43 protein-coding genes and 1 pseudogene are annotated in these 26,629 nt (G+C 43.1%); 24 read left to right on the plus strand and 20 right to left on the minus strand.

Annotated elements, in window-relative coordinates; genetic code table 11:
* Positions 1–51 precede the first annotated feature (51 nt).
* From AAEZ02_RS07790 to AAEZ02_RS07855, 14 genes are all read right to left on the minus strand, one after another.
* Positions 52–585 carry a hypothetical protein gene (locus AAEZ02_RS07790; RefSeq protein WP_351122596.1) on the minus strand — a complete coding sequence of 178 codons (534 nt, stop codon included), beginning with the start codon at positions 583–585 and terminating at the stop codon, positions 52–54.
* A 19-nt stretch (positions 586–604) separates the two neighbouring features.
* On the minus strand, positions 605–811 hold the full coding sequence (locus AAEZ02_RS07795; RefSeq protein WP_351122599.1) for a hypothetical protein: 207 nt from the start codon (positions 809–811) through the stop codon (positions 605–607).
* 2 nt (positions 812–813) lie between these two features.
* Positions 814–1,110 (minus strand): DUF3850 domain-containing protein, encoded by a 297-nt coding sequence (locus AAEZ02_RS07800; RefSeq protein ID WP_351122602.1) that lies wholly within the window; start codon positions 1,108–1,110, stop codon positions 814–816.
* Between the two features lie 409 nt (positions 1,111–1,519).
* Positions 1,520–2,092 (minus strand): hypothetical protein, encoded by a 573-nt coding sequence (locus AAEZ02_RS07805; protein ID WP_351122605.1) that lies wholly within the window; start codon positions 2,090–2,092, stop codon positions 1,520–1,522.
* Complete coding sequence (locus AAEZ02_RS07810) at positions 2,089–2,751, minus strand: hypothetical protein (protein ID WP_351122608.1); 663 nt, start codon at positions 2,749–2,751, stop codon at positions 2,089–2,091. The genes AAEZ02_RS07805 and AAEZ02_RS07810 overlap by 4 nt, the downstream gene beginning before the upstream one ends.
* A 105-nt stretch (positions 2,752–2,856) precedes the next feature.
* Complete coding sequence (locus AAEZ02_RS07815; protein ID WP_351122611.1) at positions 2,857–3,444, minus strand: hypothetical protein; 588 nt, start codon at positions 3,442–3,444, stop codon at positions 2,857–2,859.
* Positions 3,438–3,938, minus strand: a complete 501-nt coding sequence (locus tag AAEZ02_RS07820; RefSeq protein ID WP_351122614.1) for a hypothetical protein — start codon at positions 3,936–3,938, stop codon at positions 3,438–3,440. The genes AAEZ02_RS07815 and AAEZ02_RS07820 overlap by 7 nt, the downstream gene beginning before the upstream one ends.
* The gene (locus tag AAEZ02_RS07825; protein WP_351122617.1) at positions 3,928–4,380 is read right to left on the minus strand and encodes a hypothetical protein; all 453 of its coding nucleotides are present in this window, start codon (positions 4,378–4,380) and stop codon (positions 3,928–3,930) included. The genes AAEZ02_RS07820 and AAEZ02_RS07825 overlap by 11 nt, the downstream gene beginning before the upstream one ends.
* On the minus strand, positions 4,377–4,661 hold the full coding sequence (locus AAEZ02_RS07830; protein WP_351122620.1) for a hypothetical protein: 285 nt from the start codon (positions 4,659–4,661) through the stop codon (positions 4,377–4,379). The genes AAEZ02_RS07825 and AAEZ02_RS07830 overlap by 4 nt, the downstream gene beginning before the upstream one ends.
* Positions 4,639–5,346: a replication protein P gene (locus AAEZ02_RS07835; protein WP_351122623.1), complete on the minus strand. Its 708-nt coding sequence runs from the start codon at positions 5,344–5,346 to the stop codon at positions 4,639–4,641. Before AAEZ02_RS07835 ends, AAEZ02_RS07830 begins: the two co-directional genes overlap by 23 nt.
* The gene (locus AAEZ02_RS07840) at positions 5,336–6,151 is read right to left on the minus strand and encodes a hypothetical protein (RefSeq protein WP_351122625.1); all 816 of its coding nucleotides are present in this window, start codon (positions 6,149–6,151) and stop codon (positions 5,336–5,338) included. Before AAEZ02_RS07840 ends, AAEZ02_RS07835 begins: the two co-directional genes overlap by 11 nt.
* 72 nt (positions 6,152–6,223) lie before the next feature.
* A complete protein-coding gene (locus AAEZ02_RS07845; protein WP_351122628.1) occupies positions 6,224–6,433 on the minus strand; it encodes a hypothetical protein in 210 nt (69 codons plus the stop codon).
* A 236-nt stretch (positions 6,434–6,669) separates the two neighbouring features.
* The gene (locus AAEZ02_RS07850) at positions 6,670–7,152 is read right to left on the minus strand and encodes a phage regulatory CII family protein (protein WP_351122631.1); all 483 of its coding nucleotides are present in this window, start codon (positions 7,150–7,152) and stop codon (positions 6,670–6,672) included.
* 16 nt (positions 7,153–7,168) lie between these two features.
* Positions 7,169–7,348 carry a Cro/CI family transcriptional regulator gene (locus AAEZ02_RS07855; protein WP_351122634.1) on the minus strand — a complete coding sequence of 60 codons (180 nt, stop codon included), beginning with the start codon at positions 7,346–7,348 and terminating at the stop codon, positions 7,169–7,171.
* Between the two features lie 124 nt (positions 7,349–7,472).
* Here AAEZ02_RS07855 and AAEZ02_RS07860 point away from each other — a divergent pair, with 124 nt between their 5' ends.
* The 23 genes from AAEZ02_RS07860 to AAEZ02_RS07970 all read left to right on the plus strand — a co-directional run bounded on the left by AAEZ02_RS07860 (position 7,473) and on the right by AAEZ02_RS07970 (position 18,911).
* A complete protein-coding gene (locus AAEZ02_RS07860; RefSeq protein ID WP_351122637.1) occupies positions 7,473–8,348 on the plus strand; it encodes a S24 family peptidase in 876 nt (291 codons plus the stop codon).
* 21 nt (positions 8,349–8,369) lie between these two features.
* Positions 8,370–8,624, plus strand: coding sequence for a hypothetical protein (locus tag AAEZ02_RS07865; protein ID WP_351122640.1), 255 nt, complete (start codon positions 8,370–8,372; stop codon positions 8,622–8,624).
* A gap of 174 nt (positions 8,625–8,798) precedes the next feature.
* Positions 8,799–9,131, plus strand: coding sequence for a hypothetical protein (locus AAEZ02_RS07870; RefSeq protein WP_351122643.1), 333 nt, complete (start codon positions 8,799–8,801; stop codon positions 9,129–9,131).
* Entirely contained in the window at positions 9,095–9,418 is a 324-nt protein-coding gene (locus AAEZ02_RS07875; protein ID WP_351122646.1) for a hypothetical protein, read from the plus strand. Before AAEZ02_RS07870 ends, AAEZ02_RS07875 begins: the two co-directional genes overlap by 37 nt.
* A gap of 2 nt (positions 9,419–9,420) precedes the next feature.
* Positions 9,421–10,668: a PD-(D/E)XK nuclease-like domain-containing protein gene (locus tag AAEZ02_RS07880; RefSeq protein ID WP_351122649.1), complete on the plus strand. Its 1,248-nt coding sequence runs from the start codon at positions 9,421–9,423 to the stop codon at positions 10,666–10,668.
* A 10-nt stretch (positions 10,669–10,678) separates the two neighbouring features.
* A complete protein-coding gene (locus tag AAEZ02_RS07885; RefSeq protein ID WP_351122652.1) occupies positions 10,679–11,080 on the plus strand; it encodes a hypothetical protein in 402 nt (133 codons plus the stop codon).
* Positions 11,070–11,927 (plus strand): hypothetical protein, encoded by an 858-nt coding sequence (locus AAEZ02_RS07890; protein ID WP_351122655.1) that lies wholly within the window; start codon positions 11,070–11,072, stop codon positions 11,925–11,927. Before AAEZ02_RS07885 ends, AAEZ02_RS07890 begins: the two co-directional genes overlap by 11 nt.
* A gap of 44 nt (positions 11,928–11,971) precedes the next feature.
* Positions 11,972–13,054, plus strand: coding sequence for a hypothetical protein (locus tag AAEZ02_RS07895; RefSeq protein WP_351122658.1), 1,083 nt, complete (start codon positions 11,972–11,974; stop codon positions 13,052–13,054).
* 14 nt (positions 13,055–13,068) lie between these two features.
* Positions 13,069–13,290, plus strand: a complete 222-nt coding sequence (locus AAEZ02_RS07900) for a helix-turn-helix transcriptional regulator (protein ID WP_351122661.1) — start codon at positions 13,069–13,071, stop codon at positions 13,288–13,290.
* Positions 13,291–13,317: 27 nt separating this feature from the next.
* On the plus strand, positions 13,318–13,524 hold the full coding sequence (locus AAEZ02_RS07905) for a hypothetical protein (protein ID WP_351122664.1): 207 nt from the start codon (positions 13,318–13,320) through the stop codon (positions 13,522–13,524).
* An 87-nt stretch (positions 13,525–13,611) separates the two neighbouring features.
* Complete coding sequence (locus AAEZ02_RS07910; protein ID WP_351122667.1) at positions 13,612–14,070, plus strand: hypothetical protein; 459 nt, start codon at positions 13,612–13,614, stop codon at positions 14,068–14,070.
* Between the two features lie 127 nt (positions 14,071–14,197).
* Positions 14,198–14,497, plus strand: coding sequence for a hypothetical protein (locus AAEZ02_RS07915; protein ID WP_351122670.1), 300 nt, complete (start codon positions 14,198–14,200; stop codon positions 14,495–14,497).
* A gap of 2 nt (positions 14,498–14,499) precedes the next feature.
* A complete protein-coding gene (locus AAEZ02_RS07920) occupies positions 14,500–14,922 on the plus strand; it encodes a zinc-finger-containing protein (protein ID WP_351122673.1) in 423 nt (140 codons plus the stop codon).
* Positions 14,919–15,482, plus strand: a complete 564-nt coding sequence (locus AAEZ02_RS07925; RefSeq protein WP_351122676.1) for an ead/Ea22-like family protein — start codon at positions 14,919–14,921, stop codon at positions 15,480–15,482. The genes AAEZ02_RS07920 and AAEZ02_RS07925 overlap by 4 nt, the downstream gene beginning before the upstream one ends.
* Entirely contained in the window at positions 15,479–15,847 is a 369-nt protein-coding gene (locus tag AAEZ02_RS07930) for a hypothetical protein (RefSeq protein ID WP_351122679.1), read from the plus strand. The genes AAEZ02_RS07925 and AAEZ02_RS07930 overlap by 4 nt, the downstream gene beginning before the upstream one ends.
* On the plus strand, positions 15,844–16,194 hold the full coding sequence (locus AAEZ02_RS07935; protein ID WP_351122682.1) for a hypothetical protein: 351 nt from the start codon (positions 15,844–15,846) through the stop codon (positions 16,192–16,194). The genes AAEZ02_RS07930 and AAEZ02_RS07935 overlap by 4 nt, the downstream gene beginning before the upstream one ends.
* A gap of 12 nt (positions 16,195–16,206) precedes the next feature.
* A complete protein-coding gene (locus AAEZ02_RS07940; protein ID WP_351122685.1) occupies positions 16,207–16,500 on the plus strand; it encodes a hypothetical protein in 294 nt (97 codons plus the stop codon).
* 8 nt (positions 16,501–16,508) lie between these two features.
* A complete protein-coding gene (locus AAEZ02_RS07945; RefSeq protein ID WP_351122688.1) occupies positions 16,509–16,859 on the plus strand; it encodes a hypothetical protein in 351 nt (116 codons plus the stop codon).
* The gene (locus AAEZ02_RS07950) at positions 16,856–17,134 is read left to right on the plus strand and encodes a PapB/FocB family fimbrial expression transcriptional regulator (protein WP_351122691.1); all 279 of its coding nucleotides are present in this window, start codon (positions 16,856–16,858) and stop codon (positions 17,132–17,134) included. The genes AAEZ02_RS07945 and AAEZ02_RS07950 overlap by 4 nt, the downstream gene beginning before the upstream one ends.
* Positions 17,134–18,072, plus strand: coding sequence for a phage N-6-adenine-methyltransferase (locus AAEZ02_RS07955; RefSeq protein ID WP_351122694.1), 939 nt, complete (start codon positions 17,134–17,136; stop codon positions 18,070–18,072). Before AAEZ02_RS07950 ends, AAEZ02_RS07955 begins: the two co-directional genes overlap by 1 nt.
* Entirely contained in the window at positions 18,069–18,311 is a 243-nt protein-coding gene (locus tag AAEZ02_RS07960; RefSeq protein ID WP_351122697.1) for a hypothetical protein, read from the plus strand. Before AAEZ02_RS07955 ends, AAEZ02_RS07960 begins: the two co-directional genes overlap by 4 nt.
* A 34-nt stretch (positions 18,312–18,345) precedes the next feature.
* Positions 18,346–18,699, plus strand: a complete 354-nt coding sequence (locus AAEZ02_RS07965) for a hypothetical protein (protein WP_351122700.1) — start codon at positions 18,346–18,348, stop codon at positions 18,697–18,699.
* Complete coding sequence (locus tag AAEZ02_RS07970; protein ID WP_351122703.1) at positions 18,696–18,911, plus strand: hypothetical protein; 216 nt, start codon at positions 18,696–18,698, stop codon at positions 18,909–18,911. Before AAEZ02_RS07965 ends, AAEZ02_RS07970 begins: the two co-directional genes overlap by 4 nt.
* Before the next feature lie 10 nt (positions 18,912–18,921).
* Here the strand turns inward: AAEZ02_RS07970 and AAEZ02_RS07975 are convergent, their stop codons facing one another.
* The 6 genes and pseudogenes from AAEZ02_RS07975 to rnm form a co-directional block, all read right to left on the minus strand.
* Positions 18,922–20,184: a tyrosine-type recombinase/integrase gene (locus AAEZ02_RS07975; RefSeq protein WP_351122706.1), complete on the minus strand. Its 1,263-nt coding sequence runs from the start codon at positions 20,182–20,184 to the stop codon at positions 18,922–18,924.
* A gap of 468 nt (positions 20,185–20,652) precedes the next feature.
* Positions 20,653–21,088, minus strand: a pseudogene (locus AAEZ02_RS07980) (efflux RND transporter permease subunit); the annotation flags it as partial.
* A 427-nt stretch (positions 21,089–21,515) separates the two neighbouring features.
* Positions 21,516–22,271 carry an SMC-Scp complex subunit ScpB gene (gene scpB, locus AAEZ02_RS07985; protein WP_351088580.1) on the minus strand — a complete coding sequence of 252 codons (756 nt, stop codon included), beginning with the start codon at positions 22,269–22,271 and terminating at the stop codon, positions 21,516–21,518.
* 22 nt (positions 22,272–22,293) lie between these two features.
* Complete coding sequence (locus AAEZ02_RS07990) at positions 22,294–23,082, minus strand: segregation and condensation protein A (RefSeq protein WP_351122709.1); 789 nt, start codon at positions 23,080–23,082, stop codon at positions 22,294–22,296.
* 42 nt (positions 23,083–23,124) lie between these two features.
* Positions 23,125–23,742 (minus strand): L-threonylcarbamoyladenylate synthase, encoded by a 618-nt coding sequence (locus AAEZ02_RS07995; protein ID WP_101030476.1) that lies wholly within the window; start codon positions 23,740–23,742, stop codon positions 23,125–23,127.
* Positions 23,739–24,599, minus strand: coding sequence for an RNase RNM (gene rnm / locus AAEZ02_RS08000; RefSeq protein ID WP_124014168.1), 861 nt, complete (start codon positions 24,597–24,599; stop codon positions 23,739–23,741). The genes AAEZ02_RS07995 and rnm overlap by 4 nt, the downstream gene beginning before the upstream one ends.
* Before the next feature lie 448 nt (positions 24,600–25,047).
* Between rnm and AAEZ02_RS08005 the strand changes: the two genes are divergently transcribed.
* Positions 25,048–26,619: an anthranilate synthase component 1 gene (locus AAEZ02_RS08005; protein ID WP_502959322.1), complete on the plus strand. Its 1,572-nt coding sequence runs from the start codon at positions 25,048–25,050 to the stop codon at positions 26,617–26,619.
* The last annotated feature ends 10 nt before the right edge of the window (positions 26,620–26,629 follow it).

A 26,629-nucleotide genomic window follows, 5' to 3' on the forward strand; every position in this document is an offset into this window, starting at 1 on the left:
ATTAGATTGTGGTTTTCTGCCACGATGGGGAAATAATAAGCTTTTTAAGAGTTAAGTCAAGGATTGGTACGCTTTCAATTCACTCTCAAGCAGCATCACCTGGCCATTCAACTTAAACACCATCCCTTGCGCCGTGTCGAGCTCATCTTCTAGCTGAGCGATGTGAGTTTCTAGTGCTTCAACATACCGAACGGCTGCAGTTAGTACGTCTGCACTCATTTCTTCTTCGTTAGCGTTCGCCGCAGCTTCGGCATGAAATTCGCTTGCCAGCTCATCAATAGTTAGCGGTTCATCTTCAACAGACTCACCCGACTCTTGTCGCTGCATATCCGCTATCTGCAAGCCTATTGGTAAATCATTCAAGCGAGTAACTGCTTCATCAAGCGTCATAGTGCCGCGACCAACACGACTAAACAAACCGTTAGCCACAAGAGTACGCTTGTTCTTATCATCAAGCGGCAGTCCAATAAGCTCATGCGCTGCGATGTAGCAATCCTTTTTACTGTAGCCGTCAGCCATTCCAATACCAAGAACGCAAACTCTAAGTTCTTTAGCTCTCATGCTAATCAATTCTTCAATATCCATACCAACCTCACTATTTAATTTAAATTATTGCAGACACAATCAAAAGCATCATCCCGCCGATAACAGCGGATATAGCTGATATTGGAATTAGCACTTTTTCAACAATAAACGTAATCACCTGACTTACTTCTTTTTGGTAGCATACAACCTCATAATACATAACCAATAGCACAACAATAATGCTAAAAACTGCAGGTGAAATAAAAGCAAATGCAATAATATCCATACCTACTCCTTATCACTAACTAATTTAAAAGAAAACACCACGTAGTCATCTTTCTGTTCATAATTCGTAACATAAGTAATTACGGCTGAAAGCGACTCGCCAGTTAAAAGACTGCTACCAGTAGATTTAGATTGTTTTAGTTCGTTAAGAGTAATCAAATCACCTTTCTGAAAGCCTCTATCACTATTTTTTCTTATTTCAAAAGTTTTGCAGCCGCTTTTTACCGCATCGAAGTAGCAACTAAGTATCTTTAAATCATGCGATTGAGAATAGTCAGTTAACAATTTACCAGCATTCATACCTATCTCCATCTGTTTGCCCTATCGCGTTTGCGGTCTGATTTGTTAGTTCTGTTCCTTTGCGCTTTATTAATGTCATTACTCAATTCTGACTTGCTCAATGTTGCCTTACCATAATCAACGTGACCAACCCCGCCGCCTTTGACGACTTCCTTTCTGCCTGCTTGAAATACTGCGTACATTGATTCCCCTTTTAAATTCACCCTATTAAGTTTGTAGCCTGCACTTCATAATCGTATAGCCTAGTAGGGTTATTCATTCTTTTATTTACTATGCTGGTGCATAAGGATTTACTCTTATACGCAGATACAACGTGCTTAAATCCGTAAGCGTCAACCCTGACTAATAGAAATGCTTTAACAGCCATCATTCCACCCTTAAAAGTTATCAGTTAAGTGATTTTGTTCACTCATGCCACCTGGTATTTATTTGCAAAATTATTTAACTCAACGCCTTTATCAAGCGCTCTACGCATAATCTCAACAGTTATAATCAATTCGCTTCGACAATTTTTATTTCTAACATCTTGCTCGAAATGTCGATACTCAGCTAAATCGCAATTCAAATACTCAGGAACAGAAGTAGCCCAAGGCGATGATGAGTCTTGCTTGCTCACCATCTTCTTGCCTTTTATTATTTTTATTACAGGCTTGCTCTTGCCGTGAACCTCCCAAAGCATCCACCCGTAAGGAATTTCACTTGGTTTAAGCAAGCCTTTTGGTGTTACATAAACCCTAAAGTCTCCCATCCCAGAACCAGGCTTACGCCAAGGCTTCTTTTTGTCAGCCAGAAAATCGCTTCTTGACACCTTAACCTCTGCAAGCAAGCTCTGTCCGCAAAGAGAAACCCCTAATACATCAGGCTGTTCACCGATATTGACCGATGTGATATTAGAAAACGAAAGCGGGTAATTCATTTTTCGCAATCTTAAAGCAACAAAGTCGGCTATTTCATCATGAGTCATATTATCTACAGCACTCATAGCTCACCACCAAAGCTACAATCCGCATCGTATAAGTCACCAAGGACTTGCTTTATTGCGTCATGATTTATCGGAGCCAATCTCCCGCCATAAACATGGTCGTAAGCAGCATCAATCGCCTTTTCGCGTTCTGTCACTATTGGCTTAGCAAGCCCAACAGGTATAACGCATAGGAAATCATTTTCATCAGCAAAGCATATCGATTTAAGATTAACCATTTCAGCTTTGTACTTGCCGCATTCGGTAGCAAACATCATTCCGACCTTGACACTAGCGCCGGAATCAAACATTTCTTGTGTGTAGGTTGTCGGTTCGCTTTGGCCCGCAGTAGGTCCGGACTTAGCAATGCACTTCTGCTTCAATGCTGGTCGCCAAAACTTATTGTCAGCACTCAATAAAACGTACTTAGCCGCTACGTCATTCGACCACTTTACGCCATCGCTTGACACGTTAACCATCACATCACTGGGAACTGGCTTAGTTTCCGTGATTATGCGTGGTGCGAAATAGCTTACACAATGCCCCATATAGACACCTTTGTTCGCGCTATCAACCTCGCGACCAGCACTTAACGGCATGCCGCCAATAACATCACCCTCAACAAACTTAATCCCACACGCTATAAAATATAGGCTACCCCCCTCCTTAAATTCATTCATCATCACTCTCCTTGCAGAAGCTAAACACATACGAAAGATACAGCGCGCAAAGTAATGACATTACCGAACCAAGCGCACCCACTAACAACCAATCAGTTAAATTCATCATGCAATCCCCAAGTCTATTTCTAACGCCGTTTGATCTAACGTTCTGCGCGCTAACGTTGCCGCTCTTTGTTCATCGCCGTACATGAGATCAACCGCCTGCATGTAATCATCGTAATAAACCGTGTTAAATACGTGATTGCTGATTGTCTTGTTGCACAGCACACTTAACTGATTAGCTAAATGGTTCTTGGTTAACAGTATCTTTCCAGTGCCGTGACATACCTGGCATTCAAACAACTGGTTAAACTTCTTGCTGTATCGCTCACCAACACCGTTGCAGCTTGAACAAATTGGCACCTGGCACACTTCACGAACGACCATAAAACCCATCGCGGCAGCTATCGATTGCTCATAACCCTTGCCAACAAAGAAGCGCGTGACCGCCTTACCCAGTATTCGCATGGCGTATTCGCTGCCCGATATTTTGGCCTCAAGAATTTTAACGCCGAGTGGATGCGACAACTGGACCACTGCAACAACACCCAATGCATCTTCTGATGAAAATAGGCCTTTGCCGCCGGTAATAGCACCGATGTTTAATGACTTGATATTGGTCATCGTAAAAAGGCGCTCAATTGTTAGCATATTGTTGATTCTCCACAATTCTTGACAGCTTCACGCCTTGGCGCAAATGCGCGCATGGCTGTTGTAAACACGTTTTTCGCTTTAATATCAATAGGTTTGCTACTTGCGCTGCATTCTGACTTATCAGTAATTTCAATAGGCTCTCGTGTTAAGCCTTTTCCCCTTAATGCCTGGCCCAATGTCACGGTATCTAGTGAAAACAAATGACAGCATCTAGCGATTGAAACAACGTTATTTTTGTAGCATTCCACCGCTGATTTAATGCGTTGATTTTTATCTATTCTGTGATGCATTAAAATCTCACCGGTTGGTGCTAAATGGTCGCCGGTATAACGATTTGTTTTAGCGCAGTGAACACAACTACCTGTTCGCGTATATCTCAATGTATGGCCACACGGTATTCCTGTGCTGCGCGGTATGTGCGGAACGTTGGACTCATACGTTGGCAGATTGTGTAATTCTGCAAATATTCTGGCTTGTTCTTTAGCTCGCATCCTTAATTCCCCCAAACAAAGCCAGAAGCCCTGCATCGCGTTTATCTTCGTTGCTGCTACCTTTCCACCCCGTGAGGCGATTAAATAGCGCTGCGTTAGTTTTTGCGGCCTTAACGGTTCCTTTAAGCGGCTTAATCATCACGACATTGACGCCCATATCCTCTAAAAAGGCTTTTAGGTGTCTTGCGGTGGCTTTCACTCGACCAATGTCTTGGGCTATCTTGAGTTTTGCTTTTGGGCCAACTTTGTATTTCTTCGAGAACACCGATTTATTCGCTTCAACATCCTCAATGATTACAATCAAACTAGCTTCACGCTTTTGCACAACTGCGATGAACTTCACCAGTTCAACAAATGATTTAGTGCATAGGTCCAATATCTGACCTTTTTCGGTGATGGCTACACCGCTCTTTTCAACATCTGGGTCTATTGCAATAATCATTTGTATTTCACCGCCGTATTGTGCAAGTAGGTATTGGCTTTCTTTCGTCCATCGTCTTGAAAAAATAACCGTTCGTATTCGTTTGAAACTTCTTGCTTTAGGTTTTCCGGTATCACCCGCATTCGACTCATAACAAACTTCACATCACTTTCGCCGCGCCTTGCATACCAAAACTTGGGGTATCCGTGAAACTTAGCTGTTGGCTTCATAGGCTTTTCGACTTTCTGAATGCCCGAGTAGAAATCCGGTGCGTCATCTTCAAGCTGTTTGCGTATGGCCATATCTACGCTTCCTTGCTGCTAACCTCAGTGATTGCATTCTTGCTTCGAGTGCCGTTCTTGGTTGGCGCTGCTCGACTTGTTGGTCATGTTCGGCCCAACGGCTATTCGCTTTGTTTTCTAGCAGTGGCGTATCGCGTCTTGGTATGTATTCGCCACGCGCTTGCTTTACTGCAAAGGTTTTCATGTAGCTAGCGAATAACTTGAACGCTCTGTCTTGCGGCAAGCTCTTGCACTGAAAACCACACTTCAAACGTGCTGCGTGTTCAATGTCGCTAGCAGGCTTCTTGCGCTCAACCATGCGAGTGAACGCTTCGATTAATTCAACTTCGCTTAGCGTTCCTGGGTTACACCATTCGATAAACTGGCCGATGCTTGGAAAAAATGGGCTCGTGTCTTTTTGTGCCTGGGCAATGCCTTGGTTTATCTGTTCGCTGGTCACAATGCCATGCGATGCAAACGCTTTGGTCCAGGCCTGTTTAAACGATTCAAACTCAGCTTGAGATTTAAACGCTTGCTTGTACGCAGGCTTAGCAGCAATCAAATGCTTGAATACTTCGTTAACAATCCCTGTCGCTGCGCTTTCGCTATTCAGTGAAGTACCGTTAGCATTGTGAGGCTTAACGCTTTGCTGCTCGATGTACTCGATTGCGTTGTTCGCGGTTTGACTCAGTGATTTAATTGCCATGACTTGCACCTCCAAATTCAACGACCAGACCCTCAGCCCAGCTCGTGCTATTCCAATCAAGTTCCTCAGAAGCTTGCTTTGCACTGTCACGCTTTCGATTGGCTAGCCAGTTATTCACAAACTGCATCAGCGTTGTTCGAGTGCGTAAGCTTTCAGGATTAGCATCAAACCAACCAATCATGTTGCGTAGCTCTTGGCTGATATCAATGTCTGGGTAAAGCTCTGTGAAACGCTCAATCTGCTTTGCATCGATTTTCATCACGCCGTTGTTTTGCAGAGGTAACCCAATTGATTTTTTTTCAGGTTCGTAAGCTTTCTTGTTCCCTTCCTTGTTCCCTTCCCTTCCCTTCCCCTCGTTCTTTTCTAAGCCGCGTGATTGACGCGTGGTTGACGCGTGGTTGACGCGTGAATCATCACCACTTAACTCATTGATATTATTGGCATCATTAATTACTGTCGCGTTATCTTCGCTTGGCACAGGGTATTCACTCGCTCTTTCCCTGTTATTTATCACTTGGTGACGGCCAAAAGATGGAATACAGCCGTAATCCACGCCTGAAACGTTGTACTTGACGATAAATCCACGCGTGACCAACGCGTCAAGCACGCGTGGAAAGTCAACTTCATCGTATGGAAGTACATCCAATTTTATTGACCTAGGCGTCCACTTGAATCGCCCCTCTCTGTCGCAAACAGTAAATAGCCCAACAAAAACTAGGCGCAGTGGAAATCCCGTTTCTATCTCTGCTTCAAACAACATTTCATGCCTGAATAGCTCTGGTTTTACAGTTCTAATTCGTGCCATATCGATTCGCCTTTTACCTTGTTTGAGTCATCAGTGAGTCATCAGTGAGTCTTCACTGAGCCCTCAAACGCCCTACAAACTTTTCCCTATGTTCATTCGTTTACGTTTTTCAAAATCAATGCAGCAGTCATCGTCACAAAACAGCTTTGGCTTTGCGATAGGCTCATAGCAGTTGTGACAGTTACCCATAACCGGTAATGCATACTTAGTGCTGCGGTGATTGTTGATAGTCGCGCTCAAGTGCGCATCAGCTTCTTTAGCTGCAATATCGCCCTCATTCATGTGACGACTCCTTTAAATTTTCCGACTGTAAAGCCTGAATAAGTCGAACAACTTTGGCGTGAGAAACACTTGCTATTCCACGTTTGGCAAATTTGTAAGTGTTGTTATATGGAATGCCATGAGCCTTGCAGAATCTAAACAGCATCCCTCTGGTTCGCAGCATCGTTATAAGCCGAGTTCTAACAGGCTCAATTCCAATGATGTGATGTGAAATTTCTTCTGACTTATCCATGCTATTAGCCTCGGATCTGCGAACGTAAAGCGGTATCAATCTGAAACACCAACTGAACAGAGCGAATAGCAGTAGCGTGAATGTCTGCGTACTCATCAGTTGTGATCACGCCATCTTCACGAGCTTTAAGAATGGTGCGGCTTAAATCACCCAGTTGAGACTGAAAAGACAAAAGGAGATCTGAAAAATCTTCATCTGTTACGCCGTCAGGATCTGGCTCATTAACTAAGATGCAATTTAATGACTTAGCCCAGGCGCCTAAAATACGGTTATCACCTGTCATGTTGGTGATTGCTATTGCTTCGCCGAGGTTTAGCTGATGGAAATCGCTATCGTTATTTAGCTTGGCCAGTAACGTCTTAGGGTTCTTGCCTAGCTGTCTAGCCAAGTCAGATATGTTGTGAACATCAATGAGTGACGCCGCAGCTAAAAGCGGGTCTTGCGAAAAGTCATTCCCTTTTCGCGTGTCTTTCTTACTAAAGAACATATAATTTCCTTATCGATTACTTAGAACAGGCCGGATCTTCAACCCGTAACTTCTTCTTAGTGATTTTTTCAATTTGATGGGCGCGCAGTAATGGCACTCTTTCGCCCCACATCGATACAGATGCGTGAGAAATGCCTAACGCTTTAGCTGTAGCGGTTACGCCACCAAAAAAACTAATGACTTCTGACTTATTCATATTGGCTCCAAAGCGCAAAATGTATGTAAAGTTACAAACATAATCCGAATAGTAAGCCCGCTTACTATTTACGTCAAGTAAAACTACGGTGCGAAATCCACTATTGAGGTGTAAGATTACTTACATGGAAAATATGAAAATGAATGAGCGCATTCGTGCGCGCAGAAAAAAGCTGAAGCTCTCTCAGGAAAACGTCGCCAATCACATTGGGGTTAATCGCGTGTCTGTTAGTAATTGGGAAACTGATGAAAACGCGATGCCTAAAGGTGAAAACCTATTGAAACTTGCTGAGGTTTTAAGAGTGGCACCACAATGGTTAATATCTGGTGCAGCTATTGACGATACAGACCAATTGCTTGATGAGGTGACATCTGAGGCTAGCAAGTTGCTTTACGAATCAATGAGAGAGTTAAGAGAAATTAAAGGTGAGGGTTTTGACCCGCGATTTTATTTCCCATCTACCGGAAGCGGTAAGACGTCAACACTTTTAAATACTCTTATTGATTTAGCAACAAAAGACAAAGGCGAGAACGTTGAACAAATTGTGCTTGGCGGCTTTGACTTATGGGATAGCGGCACACCACTTAACGATGATGAAGTGGCTTTGCCATTTTATAGGGAAATAGAATTGTCAGCAGGAAGCGGATCAACGTTAGTCAAAGAAGATACAACATTTAAACTGCGCTTTGCTAAGTCCACGCTGAGAAAGCTTAGCGTTAATGCTAGTGATGCTGCTTGCGTCACTGTAGCGGGCAACAGTATGGAGCCAGCGCTAAACAACGGCGCGACAGTTGGCATAGACACATCAAAGAAAAATATTGTTGATGGTAAAATGTATGCCGTTGATCATGGTGGAATGCTACGAGTCAAGATGCTTTACCGACTACCTGGTGGCGTAAAGCTAAGAAGCTTTAACATGGAAGAACACCCTGACGAAGTAGTCGCATTTAGCGAAATAAGAATTATCGGCCGCGTATTTTGGTCGTCAAATTTCCATTAATATCAACCGCAAAGGATCTGCATGGATAATAACAAACCTGAGCCACCTGAATTTATAACAAAAAAGCGAGTAGAGTCGGAAGAAGATATATATGCTGAATTAAAAAAAGCTCAATATGAAAGCAAAGTAAAATCCGAAAGAAGCCAACTGTTCATTATCTTATGGATAGGTCTTGGCGTAATGTTTTCCGCGCTTTCCGACAAACTGAGTGTCATGCACTGGATTATTGCTCTAATCATCTCAGGCGTTTACTCATTCGGGTTCTACAAAAAGTAACCTAACCAGACACGCCAAAACCACAACCCGCTAATAGCGGGTTTTTTTATGCCTAAAATTTACCTCCCCAATAAATCCTCAAAATTTAATGTAAATAAACTTACAAACTTATTGACACGATAAAGTAAGCTGACTTACTATTTGTGTAACCCAACACTACAAAGCGACTTTGAAATGTCAAAAGCAATCAAAAGCAAAAGCCAAATAGAACGCGAGTTACTGCACATGCTTGCTATTGCATGTTACCGCGCACCATCTGGTCCTCTAATGAACTGCCCTAACGTCATTAGTCGCATTAAGGATCTTGAGCGTCACATCACGCTAGCGCTTCACAGCGACAAGTTTGATAGCGAGTTCTGTCAACGCACTGGCTTCATTAACAAAGACTTTTCAATGTCAGTTAATTGTCACGGCAAAGTTAATTTATATCGCAGAACGCACCAGTTAACCCCAACACAGGAGCAAACAGAATGCGTATTACCTCAAATCAAGTTGGTGACATGCTAACTAACCGTATCGCAAACATGATCGCTAATGATGAATTGCGTGAAGAAGCGATAGAAATGAAAGCTGAATACATTGAAAAAATGTTGATGGACGGTGAAAACGTCATGGGCTACACGCTTGAAAGTATTGCCGACACTGTGTTGTCACACGATTTAGCCACTAAAGCCGTGACCGCATTGTTTTTGTATGACCGGACAGTGTTTTTTAAAAACGAAATGCAAGCTGAGCTTAGTCGTGTTGCGTTAGAAATCGCGCCAAAGCTAGTTGCAGCAGAACAGGAGTATTAACCATGCAAACCTATTACTTACAATTCAATCCTAAAGCTAATGCGCCAGGCGGCACGTTTAAGCAGTTAATGGCCATCGATGCCAAATCGCTTGATAGCGCAATGGCGTTAGCTGAAAAGCAATTGCGTGAAGATGGAATAAAACGCAAGCACTTCATGCTTCGTGTTGCTGTACTAACTAAAGATGATTACGAGTTTGCCACTGCGAGCGAGCCTGTTGAAGATACTGTTGCTGTTGAAGCGGTTGAAGCAGTTGAACCAAAGAAACAAGCTGCCCCTAAAGTATCTCCAGCAGCAAAAGCCGAGCCAGCTAATGATGATAGCGATCCGTTTGCGCAATTTGTTGAAGCCGCAAAGTGGACCGTTGAAAAGTTAAATACCAAATTAGAAATGCTGCCACCTGGCGAACGCTTAGTTATCGATAACTTGGACGATGAAATCTATCACTCATGCATCGGTGTCAGTACCAGCAAGTTAAAAATGTTTATCCAATGCCCTAAGAAATTCAAAGCGCATTACATCGACTGCATTATCCCGCGCACGGAAAAAGCCTACTTTGATATGGGTAAGGCTATTCACACACTAACGTTACAGCCATGGTTGTTTGCTAGCTCTTACATCGAGCAAGCCGAAGATATCAAAGTCCGTAACGGTAAGAAGTGGGATGAATTTAAAGCCGCAGCCGGTAACAAGGTTGTACTCACTAAAGCGCAGTGGGCTGAAATGCCAATCATGCGTCAATCACTTGAAAACGAACCTACCGCCCTAGCGCTAACCAAAGGTGGCGTAGCAGAACAAAGCTACTTCATGCGTGATGTTGAAACCGGCCTTATCGTTAAGTGCCGTCCTGATTACAAAATCGGTGACTTGATTATCGATTTAAAGTCAGCAGCTAGCGCAGCAGTAAAAGACATTCGCTGGAACTTCAAAAAACTGGGCTACCACATTCAAGACGCGCTTTACACCGAAGTATCACAAGCCAAAGAGTTTGCGTTCCTGGTTGTTGAGTCTAGCGCGCCGTTCGTGTGGGTTGGTCCTGTTGCATTCGATGAAGAAGCCAAGCGCTTTGGCTATTTGAAATACCGCAAAGCATTGCGCGAACTCAAGCAGTGTATGGAAACTGATATCTGGCCAGGTTACACAGATGAAATGGTCACTATCGAATTAAACAAGTTTGAAAGCGATGAACTCGAAGCGCTTGAAACTGAACAAGCACAAGCTGAATACGAACAGCACAGCCACGCAGCATAAGGAGCAGGCTATGAGTAAGTTATCTTTTCCAATGTTTACACCAGTATTTGAACATGACGGACGCGATGACGGCGAGCAGATTTGTTTTGAGTCTTACCTAATGGACGCAGTTCAATGTCAGCAAAAAATCGAGTTATTCAATGGCAAATATGGTGCAGCTGCAGTTGGCATGGTTATGCCGTTTAGTAACCGCATTGAGGTGATCAGTCATTACAGCTCTGGAGTACACCTCACCACTACAACCATCGAAGCCACATTCTTAAAGTTCGGTGTTGATTACGAAGAATTTGAAGATGGCCCAGGCAATTTTAGCACTGTCATTTATTTAAAAGATGACGGGCAAATCAGCAGCACAGCAGTTCACAACGTTAAGTTTATCAGCAGCATTAAGGAACAAGAAGATGTCAAATAATCAGCCAGCCATAACCAAAGAAGAAAGCAAGCCTAGCCGCTTCTTGGTTCCCGCTAACTTTCAAGAAGCGTTCCAAATCGCTGAAATGCTAGCCGGCTCAGATATGGTGCCTAAAAACTATCAGCGCAAACCTAGTGACATTGTTATCGCTATGGCAATGGGTGCAGAACTTGGCTTTCAACCGCTTCAATCGTTGCAGAACATCGCAGTGATTAACGGTCGCCCATCAGTCTGGGGTGATGCATTCCGCGCAATGATTATCGGTTCGCCTGACTTAGTTGATTTTAAAGAGTGGTACGAAAATAACACAGCTTATTGCGTCATTAAGCGCCGTCTTGCGTCTGGTGCCATCGTTGAGTTTACCGGCTCTTTTAGTCTTGATGATGCTAAAGCAGCCGGCTTGTTAGGTAAGCAAGGCCCGTGGACACAATATCAAAAGCGCATGCAGCAATGGCGCGCACTGGGTTTTGCTGGTCGTGATGCTTATGCCGACCGCTTACGTGGCATTTGGATTGATGCAGAGGCTCAGGATATGCCGCCTGAAAAAGAAGTAAACCCAACAAAGCCAAAAGAGGGATCGCTTTTAAACCGCAAAATGGCGGCAGCAGAACAAGAAACCGTCAGAGAACCAGATCCAGAACCCGTTAACGACAAGTTTGAAATGTTGGGAATGGCCTTGCGTGATTGTTCTTGCATTGAAGAACTTGATGAAGTGGGTGCAGAAATCGGCAAGGCCCTTAACAGCAAGGCCATTAACGAAAATGCGCGCAAGTCGCTTGGTGTGGTTTACAACCGCTTAAAGCGCGAGCTTTCTGCAGTAGATAACGAAACTGGCGAAATCGCTTAACTGATAATTAATCGCGGCAGCAATGCCGCTCAATGGAGTAATACATGAACGCTAAAACCCAAGAAATTGAAACCCAAGTGATCAACTTGCCTATCGAAATCGAGAAGTTAAGCGCAGATGTTGGCGCAAAGGTTTATTTGCCAGTTGATGGCCTGGCGCCTTACCTGAACTTTATTAAGTCAGAAGCTTTGTGTGAAATACCGGAGCTCACCACTAAAAAAGGTCGTGACCGTGTGGCATCACTGGCAGCCCAAGTATCACGCAGCAAAACGGCTATCGAGAAGCCAGGCCGCGAATATCTAAAAGCGTTAAAGGCACAACCTAAGTTTATTGAAGCCAATTTAAAAACGTTTGTCGATGCCTGTGACGCTATACGCGATGAAACCCGTCAGCCGCTAACTAACTGGGAAGCAGAGCAAAAGCTAAAAACAGAAATGCTAGAAGCAAAGGTAAGCTTTTTCACTACCACGATTGAGCAGGTTTATTGTGAGCTCAATGAAATGGCAGCAACAGAGTTTGCTGAGCACCGCGAGTATGTGAACGAAGTCTTTGCTGAAATAAAAGAAACTGCCATCGATGACAGTTATGAAGATTACCAGGATAAAGCCGCAGCCGCTAAGTTGCGTTGTCTTGAAACGTTAGAGCAAATGCTAACTCAAATCGATACCGCTGAAACAGCTCACAAAGCAGAGCTAACCCGCTTAGCAGCAGAGCAGCAAGAACGTGAAACCCGCATTGCGCAAGAAGCCGCAGCCAAAGCGACAGCAGACGCAGAAGCCGCCGCCCAAGTGAAGATTGATGAAGCCAATGCAAAAGTAAAAAAGGCCGAGTTTGATACTCAAGCAGCAAAAGACATTGCCGAACATGAAGCTAATGCCAACTTAAAACAAGCCGAACTAGATGCACAAACAGCAAAAGAAGTTGATCAGCCGCTAGAAAATGATAGCCCTATTGGATTTACAAGACAATCCGCAAATATAAGCGAAGAAAGACGCCGCCAGGGTTTAATTAACCGCGATATAGCCGCTCGCTTAGTGGAAACGTTAAACATAGGTGAGTTGTTAGCGATTGAAATCGTCAAAGCCGCTGCGCGTGGACAGCTTGGCGCATTGACTATCAAGTATTAAGCAAGGGGGAAGCCATGTTTAACCAGGAAATCGCAGCAATGAAAGATGTGCCAGTTGACCAGGTGTTTTACACGCCGACTCAATTAGCCAAGTTGCTAGGTGTGGGAAAAACAAAACTGTATGAGTTGATTAAAGCAGACGGGTTCCCCAAACCATCGAGTCACCCGCTCTTTAACAACCGTTATAACTATCAAGATGTGATGAGCTGGCTGTATCAGAGCCAGAACGCCGCATAACCCTAAATAGAAATAAGGAATACTAATATGACTGAATATAACAACGGAGCTATAACAGCCCTGTCTTACATGGCAGAGCAAGGCGCAAGCAAGTCAGATGTGCAGCTCGTGGCCGATGTTATGAATATTTCGTTTAATAACATAGATGATAGTGATAAAAAACGCTTTATGGATGCTTATGGCGATTTTCCTTTTGTACAATATAGTGAGTGCGGTGAGCGTTGTGAACCATAAACTTCAATCGATTAGCGACCAAAGCAAAGTGAACGCAGAAGATATGCAGTTGACCCTTGAACTGGGTCTTAGCTTGGAGGATTTAGCATGAGCGTAATCAGATTTAAAGCAGCAAAAACATGGCGAGTAGATTTATATGGCCCGCTTGTTAAATTCGTTGGCTATCAACAACTTGAGCTTAAAATAAAGTCGCTTAAACCCGATTGGCAACCACCAGAATCGATTCCACGAGTCGAAATCGGCGCTGAAAATGAATTTTGGATAGCTGTTCACAGCAAGCTCGCAAATAAGAATTATGTGTACTTAGCTATTTACCAAAATAGACCTCTTCTTTTAAATGAAAATGGCGACCCGCTTAATGATGACTTTTTAGTAAATGTTGACGGTGATCCGCATGAGTCTATCGGTTGGGTGACCAATAAAAACCATTATGAATTTGATGATTTCTATGAAGCAATTGATTTCAACGATGATTACCATTTATTAGCCTGGGCCGAATATCAACCACCTGCATTTACTGGTTTAGATAACGGCGGTGCAGCATGATCCAACTCACCCAAAAGCATCGAGTCACCCGCTCTTTAACAACCGTTATAACTATCAAGATGTGATGAACTGGCTGTATCAGAGCCAGGACGCCGCATAACCCTAAATAGAAATAAGGAATACTAACATGACGCACATTAACGCAATTCAAACGCCACCACAAGTGAAGCTAACTCGCAGCATCAAGCGCAACATTTCAACCGGCAAAGAGACTGAAAACTTTTTGCGCACTCAAGAAGCCCTTAGTCGCATCGCTGCAGCCGAGTTATTGCCAGAACGCCGCAACACTCATGGCGATATTATTTATGGTACTGGACGCACCGCAGCGCATAAAGATGGCTGGTCATTAATTGGTAACCGCTTCACTACCAACAAGCTAGAAGCTATCGAGCATGCAAAGCGACTTGATCGCATGTTGCGGGGTTAACGATGGAATACACCCCAATGGACCCATGCAAAGAAGCGGTAAAGCGTGTCACTGACCGACTAGAAATACCGTGTATTTGCAACAACTGCGGGGGATTAGTTGAGGTGGCGCACCATTGCGCCATCTATGGCCACAAGCTTGGCAATTGGCCTTGGGTATATGCCTGCAATGATTGTGATTCATACGTTGGCATGCACCCAAGAACTAATCTACCCCTTGGCACGTTAGCGAATAAAGAGTTACGCGCACTGAGAATTAGAGCTAAGAACGCCTTTAACTACGCCTGGCAAATGCAAGGCATGAACCGAACCGATGGCTACACATGGTTAGCCAGCAAATTAGGCATTAAAAAATCAAAGTGTCACATCGGTTGGTCCGATGAAGCGCAATGCAAACAAATTATTGAGATATGTGAGGGATTATGAACAACGTACCCGCTTTCCTGCTTGAAATGTCTAAGCAAATGCATGAGCAGAATAACCGCTGTACTGCCGAGCCAGTGTGGCAAGTTCGCTGTAAAAGGTGGCGTATAACCATGAGTGGTTACTCTGATACTTTTGAGTTTGTAGATAGAGAGAACGAACACAGTGTCGCAGCAACTAACAAAAATGATGCTGAAATTAATCAGCAGATAATTGATTATCTTGATTGTGATCCTGATGACTTACCAGAAATGCTAGAGACATGGGTTGATGGTGAAATTGATGAAGATCTATCGGGTGAAGATAAGATTAACTACTTTCTTGAACATTTCGATCATGAATATAGTGAGCTAGAAGGCTTTGAACTATTTTGGATGGAAGAATATGAAGATGTTGTTAAAGGTGCGTTTTTAACCGAAGCGGATGCCAATTGGTTTATTCAACGCAAGCAGCATGATTACCCCAAGCTTTATACCTATGTAGAGTCAATGTACCACTGCCCTCAAATGATTGAATTGCGCAACTGGATAATGTCATTGACCAAAGCAGAGGTGGCAGCATGAGCCAACTCACCCAAAAACAAATCAAAGCGCGTGCCTACTATCAGGCGAACCGCGAACGGATCCTCGAACAAAAACGGGGTGACTATCAACCAGCCAGCGCAAAGCCTGCGGTGATGAAAGTAACCCGTAGCAAAACGGCTGAACAACCCAAGCAACCCACCAAAGCAGATATTGAATGGGATGGCATGCGAACGGCGCAGCACCAATTTAACAGTGTTATTAATGTTGATGCTGAATTTAAAGACCGTAAAGCCATCAATCAAGCAATTAGCGACCAAGGAAAAGTGAAAGCAGCTGCACGCCGCAAAGCAGAAGATATGAAGTTGGCACGTGAACTGGGTCTTAGCTTGGAGGATTTAGCATGAGCCAACGTTATAGATATGCTGATTACGTAACTGAAGATGGAGTGCTACTGCAGTTAGAGGTGTTCGACGAAGTAAGGCAAACGCCAAAAGGCGCTTGGGTTATGCGCGACAGATGGTCAAAAAAGCGCTTTGTATTGAATGGTTCTGGTAAGCGTCATTGCCATCAAACAAAAGAGTTGGCATGGGAGGCTTATCATAAGCGAAAACTTACGCAACGCAGACTAGCAGAACAAGCCTTAGAAAAAGCTGAATATGCGTTAGAACAAATAGCCCTGATGGATTCACCACCAGAAGAAAGCGCAATTCTAGGCAAGCCAGAATTCTGGTTTACCTACACTTTTGATTAAAGGCGGTGAGATATGAATTTACCACAAGCACTATCTATGTCAGCAAGCCACAAACTGACGGTTTTACTTCCGGTGAAAATGGGTTTCTTTCTTATCATTAGAACAACTAAAAGCCTTTACTCCAAGCCATCTATCAGTAGAAGACTCATGGAAAAATACCAAATAAATGGCCTTGACACATTCGAGTGCAACATCGTTGAAGTTGATGCAAATGGTAGAAAGATCATTAAAGAAATTCAGAAGGACTGGCTTCAATGGGCAGTGACTGAAAATGATATCAACAACCCTAATTTTTTAGTGATGTGAGGTGAGATATGAGCAAATTAGAATCTATCGCAAAACGAATTAGCGAGATAAGCACTGAAATACATGCAGCACAAACCCAAAGGTCTACAAACCTAGAAAAATGCCATGGTGACGAAGATTTTTTAGAGTTTGACAAATACGGCTATGGGGACTGCCTAACTACTGTATTCGGCATAATTAAAAGTGAACGCACAGAAGATGATTTTACAGATAGCCGAAGATATTACGATGAAATTCTTGATGAACATGGATGTAAAAATTGCATATCAGCGCGCAAGTTAAAAAAAGCGATAGGCAAGCTAAAACAAGAACGTGGTCGATTGGTCGGTAATATATCAAAAATTGGATCATCACTATGAAATACCTAATCCCAGGCGGCGAACCTGCCGAACGCATGGCCCTACTTTTACAGTTAACCCGCATTGATTCAGTTGAAGTGATTGAAGCGCTAAAACACCACTATGTTGACGGGATAAGCGCTAAAAATGCCGCACAAGTTAACGGTATCACAGAATCAAACCTATCCAGAGCAATAACGCGCATCAATGAAGTTGCAGAAGTTATCGAAAAGGTTAAGGCGATTGATTGGTACAAGTTCGGTTATAAGTTTGTACTACCTAGCGAGGTGGCGTGATGAGTGAATATCTACAAAGCTTGAATGCATTAAAAGCAAAGTCAGCTCACTATCTAAAAGAGGTTGGCGATCAGTGGCAAACACCACCTGCCTTATTGTGGGGTGTGTTTGCTAAATTTGGCCCATTTGTACTAGACCTTTTTAGTGATGGCGAAAATAACAAATTTGCTAACTACTACACAGTTGAAGATAACGCCCTAATTCAAGACTGGGCAGGTGACTTGAACGGGGCTAAAGCCTTTGCTAACCCGCCATATTCACGCTCAAGTTACGATGACAAGCAAGCCATTACAGGCATGCGCAACATCATAAATAAAACTAGAATCGAGCGCGATAAAGGTGCCAAAGTCGTTTATCTAATTAAGTCAGCGACTAGTGAAGTTTGGTGGCCAGAAGATGCGGATCATGTTTGCTTCATCCGCGGTCGAATTAGTTTTGACTTGCCGACCTGGTTTAAACCAGCAAATAAAAAACAGTCCGCATCAAGTGCTGGTTTTGCGTGTGCCATAGCCATATTCGACAAAGATTGGCAAGGCGAACGTATGGGCTACATCAATAGAGCAGATCTATTGCGTGATGGCCAAGTGATGCTAGATATCATCAATGCAGCTGCTACTCATACACCTACAGCTATCAAAGCCAAGGATGATATAAAAATCACCCAAGCAGATCCAGAGCTAGGTAAGCAAATCGACATAGAGCAGCTTATTTCCAATGATGATGACCAAGAATTGACATCAACAAAGTGGCCTAGCGAAGTTAATTATGTTGTAGAACAAGCATTCAATGCTAATCCAAATAAGTTTAATGAGTACCGTAAAACCGTACTGTGTGAAAAAGCTAACGAGCGGCTATTAGAAAAGATTCGCCCCAGCAAAATAATAGAAGAGCTAAGTAGCATGTTAGATAAGTGCGAACCAATGGGAGAAGTGGCATGAGCAAACCCACTAAAACATTTAGCGTTAAACAAGGTGTCGTGACCTTATCCGCATCGTTCTTCACCATTATGCATGACCAGAAACAAGTTGAAGTGACTTATAAGCCAGACAATTACAGCGATTGGGGCATATGTAAAACGTGCAATGCTATTGAAGTTAGCGACTTCACCCAAGCAGATGCAGAGTTATTTGCCATCACTGCCGATTCAAAACTACGTTTACAGGGGTATGTAGCATGAATGGTTTAATTATTGATAAGTTTAAGGGGGCTGCATGAATGTTAAATTAGCACCTGAACCAAAATACAAAAAACTTTATTCAATTTCGCTTCAAAGTATAAAGGCTCTTGAACTAGAAAACGCAGCGTTAAAAGATAAAGTTTACACGCTTAGCGGAATGGTACTTAGCGGAAAAGTTGGCAGCGTAGTTGTTCAGGATGGGATACTCGATATCGATGTGCCAAAGCATGTTGCGGAGTGGATGCTTGAATACGGCATGCCTTGGCAAGTTTTTAGATGTGATGATCATGGTTTGTGGGTAACTGATTTAGACTGTAGCTTCCCTTATCATATGGAACAAAGTAAGTGTAATAAATGTGAACGTAATGAGTTTGAGGAGTCCTTATGAGTATTGAATACTATAAAGATGGAAAGATGAAGTATCACCCTGAATTTCACTTTAACCATAAGCGGGCATGGATGACCAGCGAGCTTAAATATTTAATAGAGCGATACGGTAAAGATAAAATTGAAGATATTAGCCTAGCGCTTGGCCGAACTTATAAAACAATTGCCAACATGATTTATGAATTAAAAAAACAAGGCAGAATAAACAAATAAAACAAAGGCCCTACTGGGCCTTTTTCAATTCTACGACATTCTGATACGCATCGGGATCTTTCAATCGCTGTAACTTATTCCACCAAATTTTATAAGCCTTAGCTTGTTCCTCTAAATAATCGTGATGATCATAAATAGATTGAATACCTGGCAGCTTATGGCCCAACATCGTTTCGGCAACATCAGTCGTGGCTATCTTACTCATATTAGTGCGCTGCGTTCGGCGCAAGTCGTGAACGGTGAAATGCTCAACTTGCTTTTCATTCGCTTTAAGCCATGTATTAATAGGGCTAAGCATGCGCGTGGCCACACTGTTATCGTATGGCCCACCGGTCTTAGTCGGGAAAACATATTTCTTACTTACAGGCTTACCTAAGCTCATTGCTAATTCAATGATTGGCACAATCTCAGGGATGATAGGACGCTTTAACGGTTTGTCCGTCTTTGAGCCCATCTTGTGATTTTCAATAGGCACAGTCCACACCATCTTATCAAAATCAAAATGCTGATATTCAGATAAGCGCAGTTCACCAATACGGCACCCAAAGAACACGGCCAAAAATAACATTAGCCGGTTACCTAGCTTTTGCCTTTTCGCGCCATCGAGCGCTTGCAAAAAGCTGGTTAACTCATCATTGCTTAATACTCGAGTGCGGCTTTTGCTAGTGATGTTCAAATCTTCTTTCGATTCAATACCGGCTAACTCATTAGTTTGGATCAGTCTACGCCTAACCGCCCACTTTAATGCGCGGCGACTAACCGTTAATACTAGGTTGGCCATGGTTGGCTTTTTAGCTGCAAGCGGTTCAAGCAGATCAAGCCATTGATGCAACGTGACCTTAGAAACAATCTTACTGCCAATTTTCGGGAATACATGAAGCTCAAGCGACTTGATGTAATCGTTAGCGGTTTTGTTTTTTACAGACGAACGGCCATCAACAAACTGGGAGTTATGCCACGATCTAAACATTGCTTCAATAGTCGAGGCATCTTCGGTTTGTTTTTTCTCGCGCAGCGCATCGCGGGGATCAATATCATCGAGTAGCCATCGGCGGTATTTATTACAAGTGTCACGGGCATCTTTCAATGATGCGATTGGATAAGGACCAATATCAATGCGAGCAGCTTTGCCATTGAGCTTATAGCGCATCTGAAAAATGATAACGCCTTTTTTAGTTACTCGAACACTGAGGCCATCGCGATCAGCTTTTTCGAATATCTTCTCTGGCACTTTGCCAGTATTAGCGCGCAGCCAAGAATCATTTAACGACATAAACCACCATTCCTTGTAGCAACTGAAACCATGTACACGCTCATGTACAATATAGTTGCGGTTACATACGAATAGATCCGAATGAAAAAATATATAAAAGCAGAGTTTTCTCTTTGTTCGCTAATACCTTACGAGCAAAAACGAATGTAAACGAACACATTCGAAGTCGATGTAATGTAATCACTCATTAGCGGACTCTTTAAAGGATTAAATATGAAAAACAAGATGTTAATAACTCTTGTTCCATTATCTTTTTAGGATTGTACCCGCAAGGAGCGCATACAATTTAGAAAAGTGCATCGATTATACGCTGAATGGAGCTGGTGAGCAAAAAATACCAGTGTTTCTCAACTATATCAGTCATGCTTACGCAAAATTGCTGCTTTAAGTGACTTATTAACGAAGAAATGCCGCTGTTAACGAGTCACTTTAATATTAAACACTAGGGCCTAGGCTATACCTGACTAGCTACACCACTAAAGTAACTCGCGACGCAAAACCTAAACCCCAAATGATGGTTATCACCATAGAGCCCAAAAAGGCATCACTGATTAATGGGATCATCCCTAACATAGTGGTGATAGCTGCCATCATCACAGGACGAACACGGCTTACACACGGATCAAGCAGTGCAAATCCAGCGTCCTTACCTTCTTCGCGTTCAAATTGATTTGAACAACCAATACAATGCCATTTTGATGACCATGCCAGATAGATTCGATAACTCAAACAACACCCTAAAGCTAAACGGCGCATCCAATATCAATAATCCTGCTGATACGCCAGTAATAGCCAATGGTACAGTGAACCGGGTAATTAGTGGTTGTCGCACCACATTAAACAGGAACAAGGTGCTTAAAAATATCGCTAAATAGCCTATTGGGATCAAGCTAGAGACAGCCGTTATAGAACAACACAATTCGATTTTATTTCGCTTCGCTAATGGTAAATCGTTTAGCGAAGTGCCACAGGCCTATGATGCTATGCGAGCGGTTAAGGATGATTATGTACTAACGAGTATTAAATGAGCTTACGAGGCTTCGCTTTTTGGACGAGGTATAGGTTATTTACCGCTGCGTATTTGTCAGCAAGAATTTAAACATGCCAAACGGGTGCGTTTGTTTGCTAAGTGACCACCATATATTAGCGTGTCATTTTTTGTGTATCCATCAAGATGATTTTTAAGCCTCATCGATCAGCGATTTATCGATTATATAGTAAATAATCTACCCGAAAGTGGCCGTTATCAATCACCATAGACACAGCAAAAAGTGTGTCTGTCGCCCACCGGCAATTGATAATAAAATATTATCAGAAGAGACAGCTATTGATTAATGTTGAGTAGCATTATCAGCATCGCGGGAGTTTGGTTCAGCTTGTGCCTCAACCGTATCGCTATTGCCATGATGCTTGTCAGTATGACTGTCCGTTGCAACATGCTTTTCACCTAGGTCCTCCATCTGGACTAGATCAACCGCTTCATTTAGATCAACCGTCTCATCAAGCTCAACAATATCATCCATGGCTAACTGGGCTTTTTTAAATAATGAATGTAAAGAATCAACATCCGTTAACGCAGGTAAATCGGCAAGTTTTGTTACATTAAAATAATCAAGAAATGCACTGGTAGTGGCATATAACGCTGGCTTACCGGGCACTTCTTTATGGCCAACCACTTTAATCCACTGGCGATCGACCAAGCTTTTAATAATCTGACTGCTAATAGCAACGCCTCTAATGTATTCAATATCACCACGAGTCACGGGTTGCCGATACGCAATAACGGCCAAGGTTTCAAGTGTAGCCCGCGAATATTTAGGGGCTTTGTCTTGCCACAGTGGTTGTAGATAAGGACTGAGTATTTCTTGAGTTTGGAAGCGATAGCCGCTAGCTACTTTAACCAGTTGTACACCACGTTCTTGATAATCTTGTTGTAATTCATCGAGCGTTTCCTGAATACGCGTCCTCGACACACTAAAATCAGCGAGTACGGTTTCTTTGATGGCTTTTACCGACAACGGCTTAGCTAAGACAAATAAACTGGCTTCTATGAGTTGTTTTAGTTGAATAGGATTAATTGGCTTCATGGATCTCTTCGAATATCGTTAATTAATACGCTTTTACATAAATTGGCGAAAACGGTTCATTTTGCACTAACTCAACTAATAATTCTTTAACCAGCTCCATTAATGCCAAAAAACTCACCACCACACCGGCTCGACCTTCACTCACATCGAACAAGCACTCAAAACCAATGTATTCCGTACTGGATAACTTGGTTAAAATTTGACTCATACGTTCGCGCGTGGATAAGTGTTCGCGCTTAACATGGTGATCTTCGTTGGCATCAATCCGTTTGAGCACTTCCCCAAAGGCACGAGCAATGTCTACAAGTGAAACCTCTGGTGGCACCGTCACCGGTTTAATATCGGGAGCTGCGCTAACAGATGCCTGAAACACATCTCGTTCAATACGCGGTAGCACATCAATATCGACTGCCGCTTGCTTAATCACCTCATAAGCCTTTAATTGCCTAATAAGTACCACACGGGGATCTTCTTCCTCATCGTCTTCCGTCGCCATTTTGGGCAACAGCAAACGTGACTTAATTTCAGCCAACGTTGCGGCCATGACCAGGTAATCGGCTGCCAGCTCAATCCGCGCTTCGGTGAGGATCTCAATATAGAGTAAATATTGTTGGGTAATTTGTTGGATGGGTAAATCAACCACATCCAATTTTTGTTTGCGGATCAAATAGAGTAACAAATCCAGTGGGCCTTCGAAGGTTTCAAGAAACACTTCTAGGGCTTCCGGCGGAATAAACAAGTCCAATGGCATGCTATCAAGAACTTGACCACGAACCACTGCCAATGGCAGGCTTTGCTGACTGCCTTGCATGTTTATCCTTGACGATTCATCAACGGGGGTTTCCCTCGTTTATTAAAATGTGCTGGTATCGCCAGCGCCTTGACGTAAAATAACCATCTCATCTTCAGACATATCAATTACTGTCGTTTGATTTTCAGGTAAATAACCACCGTGAATAATGCCATCGACTAGATGATCTAAAATATCACGAATATGCTCAGGATCTGACTCGGCAATTTGCTCATTGGGCATCACCAAACTCGTGGTCATCATAGGTTCATCTAATGCCTCAAGCAACGCCAGCGCAATGACATTATTAGGAACACGAATACCTATGGTGCGTTTTTTGTCACATTGTAAACGACGAGGTACTTCTTTGGTCGCTTTAAAGATAAACGTGTAAGGGCCAGGCGTACAACTTTTCAATAAACGATATGCTTGATTATCAACACGGGCAAAATTGGCCAGTTCAGATAAATCACGGCACATTAATGAAAAGTTTGTATCGTTTTCAATCTGGCGAATACGCGCCATACGCGTCATGGCGTTTTTCTCACCAATCATACAACCTAATGCATAACCCGAGTCTGTTGGATAAACAATGACCCCACCTTGTTTAAGAATCGCTACCACTTGATTAATTAACCGTGCTTGTGGGTTTTCGTCATGGATATAAAAAAATTGACTCATGCTCTTTCCGTCCAATATTGTGATTGCCAAACCCATTCCACACCTTGTGGTTGGAATAAGTTTTTACCTAGCTCGATCCAATTGCTGGGGAAATGAAAGTCGCTCCCCACTGAAGCAAGTAGGTTATTTTGCTTACTTAATGCGATAAGATTATTACGGTCGTCCAACGTTTGTTGGCCTAAAATAACTTCAATCGCATCGCCACCGGCCTCTGCAAATTCACGCACTAAGCGCTTAAGCCATTTGGCCGATAATTTGTAACCGCTAGGGTGAGCTAATACAGCAACGCCACCCGCTTGATGAATATGCTCTATGGCATTGGCCATGTCGCCCCAATTATTGGGTACATAACCTGTTTTACCGCGTGCTAAGAAGCGTTTGAACACGCTCGGCATATCTGATGCGTGGCCATTGTCGGCTAACCATCTAGCATAATGGCCACGACTCAACGCCGCATCGCCAGCAATAGCTTTTGCACCGTCATAGGCGCCTTCTATCCCAGCCTTAGCTAAACGTTCGCCAATTTCTTGGGCGCGCACTTCACGCAATTGCCGTTGGTGAGTTAAAAAACCCAACAATCCAGAGTGAGTAATGTCCAAGTTTAATCCGACGATATGAATATCAAAACTATTCCAACGAGTCGAAATTTCACAACCATTAATTAATAATAATGGTGTGGCATGGCTTTGATTAGCAAGATGCGCTTCTGCTAACCCTGCGACAGTATCATGATCAGTAATTGCAAACATCTCAACGCCTTTTTCAATAGCGCGAGTGAGTAATTCTGTTGGTGTTAATTGACCGTCTGATGCGGTCGTGTGGCTGTGAAGATCGGCCAAGAGAGTCTCTGTAATCATGTGCTTATTGTACAAGAATAGCGATAAGAATACTGCTTGGATTTATGAATAAATAATACCAATTGATGAATTCTTTAAGTATAAGTTAGCTGAAGTGCTCAATAAATAAACGAGATTTATCCTGATTGTCATTTTTTGACGACTTTTGAGAAATATTCAATTGACATTAATCTCCAGTTGGGTTTTCCTATAGACATTAAACACAGTTACAACACAGCGATTAACAATGACATACTCTTTAGCTTCATTAAACATTACTTGGTGGTGGCACTTCCCAAATTAACGGGTGGTGTGAAGCTTTGAGCTCATTTTTAAGAGACAAGATTTTACCAGAAAGCCCGCAGAGATGTGGGCTTTTTTGTTATTTGGCTCATTCGATTTTATCACTCGGGTTACACAAGATTAAAGGCCAACAGATGATAAACACAATGACACAGGGAGCGGCCACATAGTGACTACAATCGTGACGACACCAAACCAACTCGCTCAGGTTACGACGCAAAAGCAGACGTTAACCTACCATACGGATCCACTAAAACTTTATCAGCAAGTGACCCATAACGCGCCGCATACCATGCTATTAGAGTCAGCTGAGGTCGAAAGTAAAGACCATTTAAAAAGTATTGTGTTAACCCATGCCGCGATGATGATCCGTTGCGATGGTTATCAACTCACCTTTAGTGCATTGACTCACAATGGCGCCGCGCTGTTAACGCCCATTGCCGGTTTTTTTGGTGATGCACAGCAACAACGCGACAATGAGACACTAATAGTCACGCTGCAAAAGGCCACCGAGTTACAAGACGAAGATGCGCGCTTAAAGTCAACATCTCCGCTTGATGGCTTAAGAATGTTTATCAAACACATTCAAACCAATAATCCGCTACAGTTTGAAGATTTATTTTTAGGGGGCGTATTAGCATATGACTTAATTGATACCGTCGAGCCACTCCCCGCGGCGCCCAACGCAAATAATGACTGTCCCGACTACTTATTCTATCTTGCGGAAACACTTATTTTAATTGACCATCAAACCCAACAAGCGGAGATTGTCAGTCATCAATTTGGTCAAGATAACATCATTGCACAACAGCTCGCTCAGCAACTGCAACACGTCATACAACAATGCGCCGAATTAGACGATATTGCTCCCTTTGCGCCAGTAGCAGCCGACGCAGAAGTCAACATCACCGACCAACAATTTAAGCAAACCGTTAATGATTTAAAAGAACACATTGTCGCCGGTGATATTTTCCAAGTAGTGCCATCTCGATGCTTTAGCTTACCTTGTCCTAATACATTAGGGGCTTATCGGGCTTTACGCTTAACCAATCCAAGTCCGTATATGTTCTATTTTAGAGGCCCAGACTTCACTTTATTTGGCGCCTCGCCAGAAAGTGCCTTGAAATATGATGCTGCCAGTAATCAAGTTGAAGTGTATCCCATAGCCGGCACTCGTCAGCGCGGTAAAAATGCCCAAGGTGAGATTGATGTTGACTTAGACAGCCGCATAGAACTTGAGCTGCGTTTAGATAAGAAAGAATTGTCAGAACATTTAATGCTGGTCGATTTAGCCCGTAATGACATCGCCCGCATCAGTCAAAGCGGAAGCCGTAAAGTCACCGAACTATTAAAAGTCGATCGTTACTCGCACGTTATGCATTTAGTTAGCCGCGTCACTGGCCAATTACGTGAGGATTTAGATGCCTTACATGCTTATCAAGCGTGTATGAACATGGGCACCTTAGTGGGTGCGCCAAAAGTGCGTGCATCACAATTAGTGCGTCAAGCAGAACAAGCTCGTCGTGGCAGTTATGGTGGCGCGGTCGGTTACCTCAATGGTCTGGGCGACATGGACACCTGCATTGTTATCCGCTCCGCCTTTGTTAAACATAATATTGCCCATATACAAGCAGGTGCCGGGGTGGTGTTTGATTCAGATCCACAAGCAGAAGCCGATGAAACGCGTCAAAAAGCCCAAGCGGTGATTTCGGCGATCAAAATGGGAGGTGGACTATGAGCACTGCAAC

It is taken from the genome of Shewanella sp. T24-MNA-CIBAN-0130, assembly GCF_040310185.1.
In the GTDB taxonomy this organism is placed as follows: domain Bacteria; phylum Pseudomonadota; class Gammaproteobacteria; order Enterobacterales; family Shewanellaceae; genus Shewanella; species Shewanella psychromarinicola.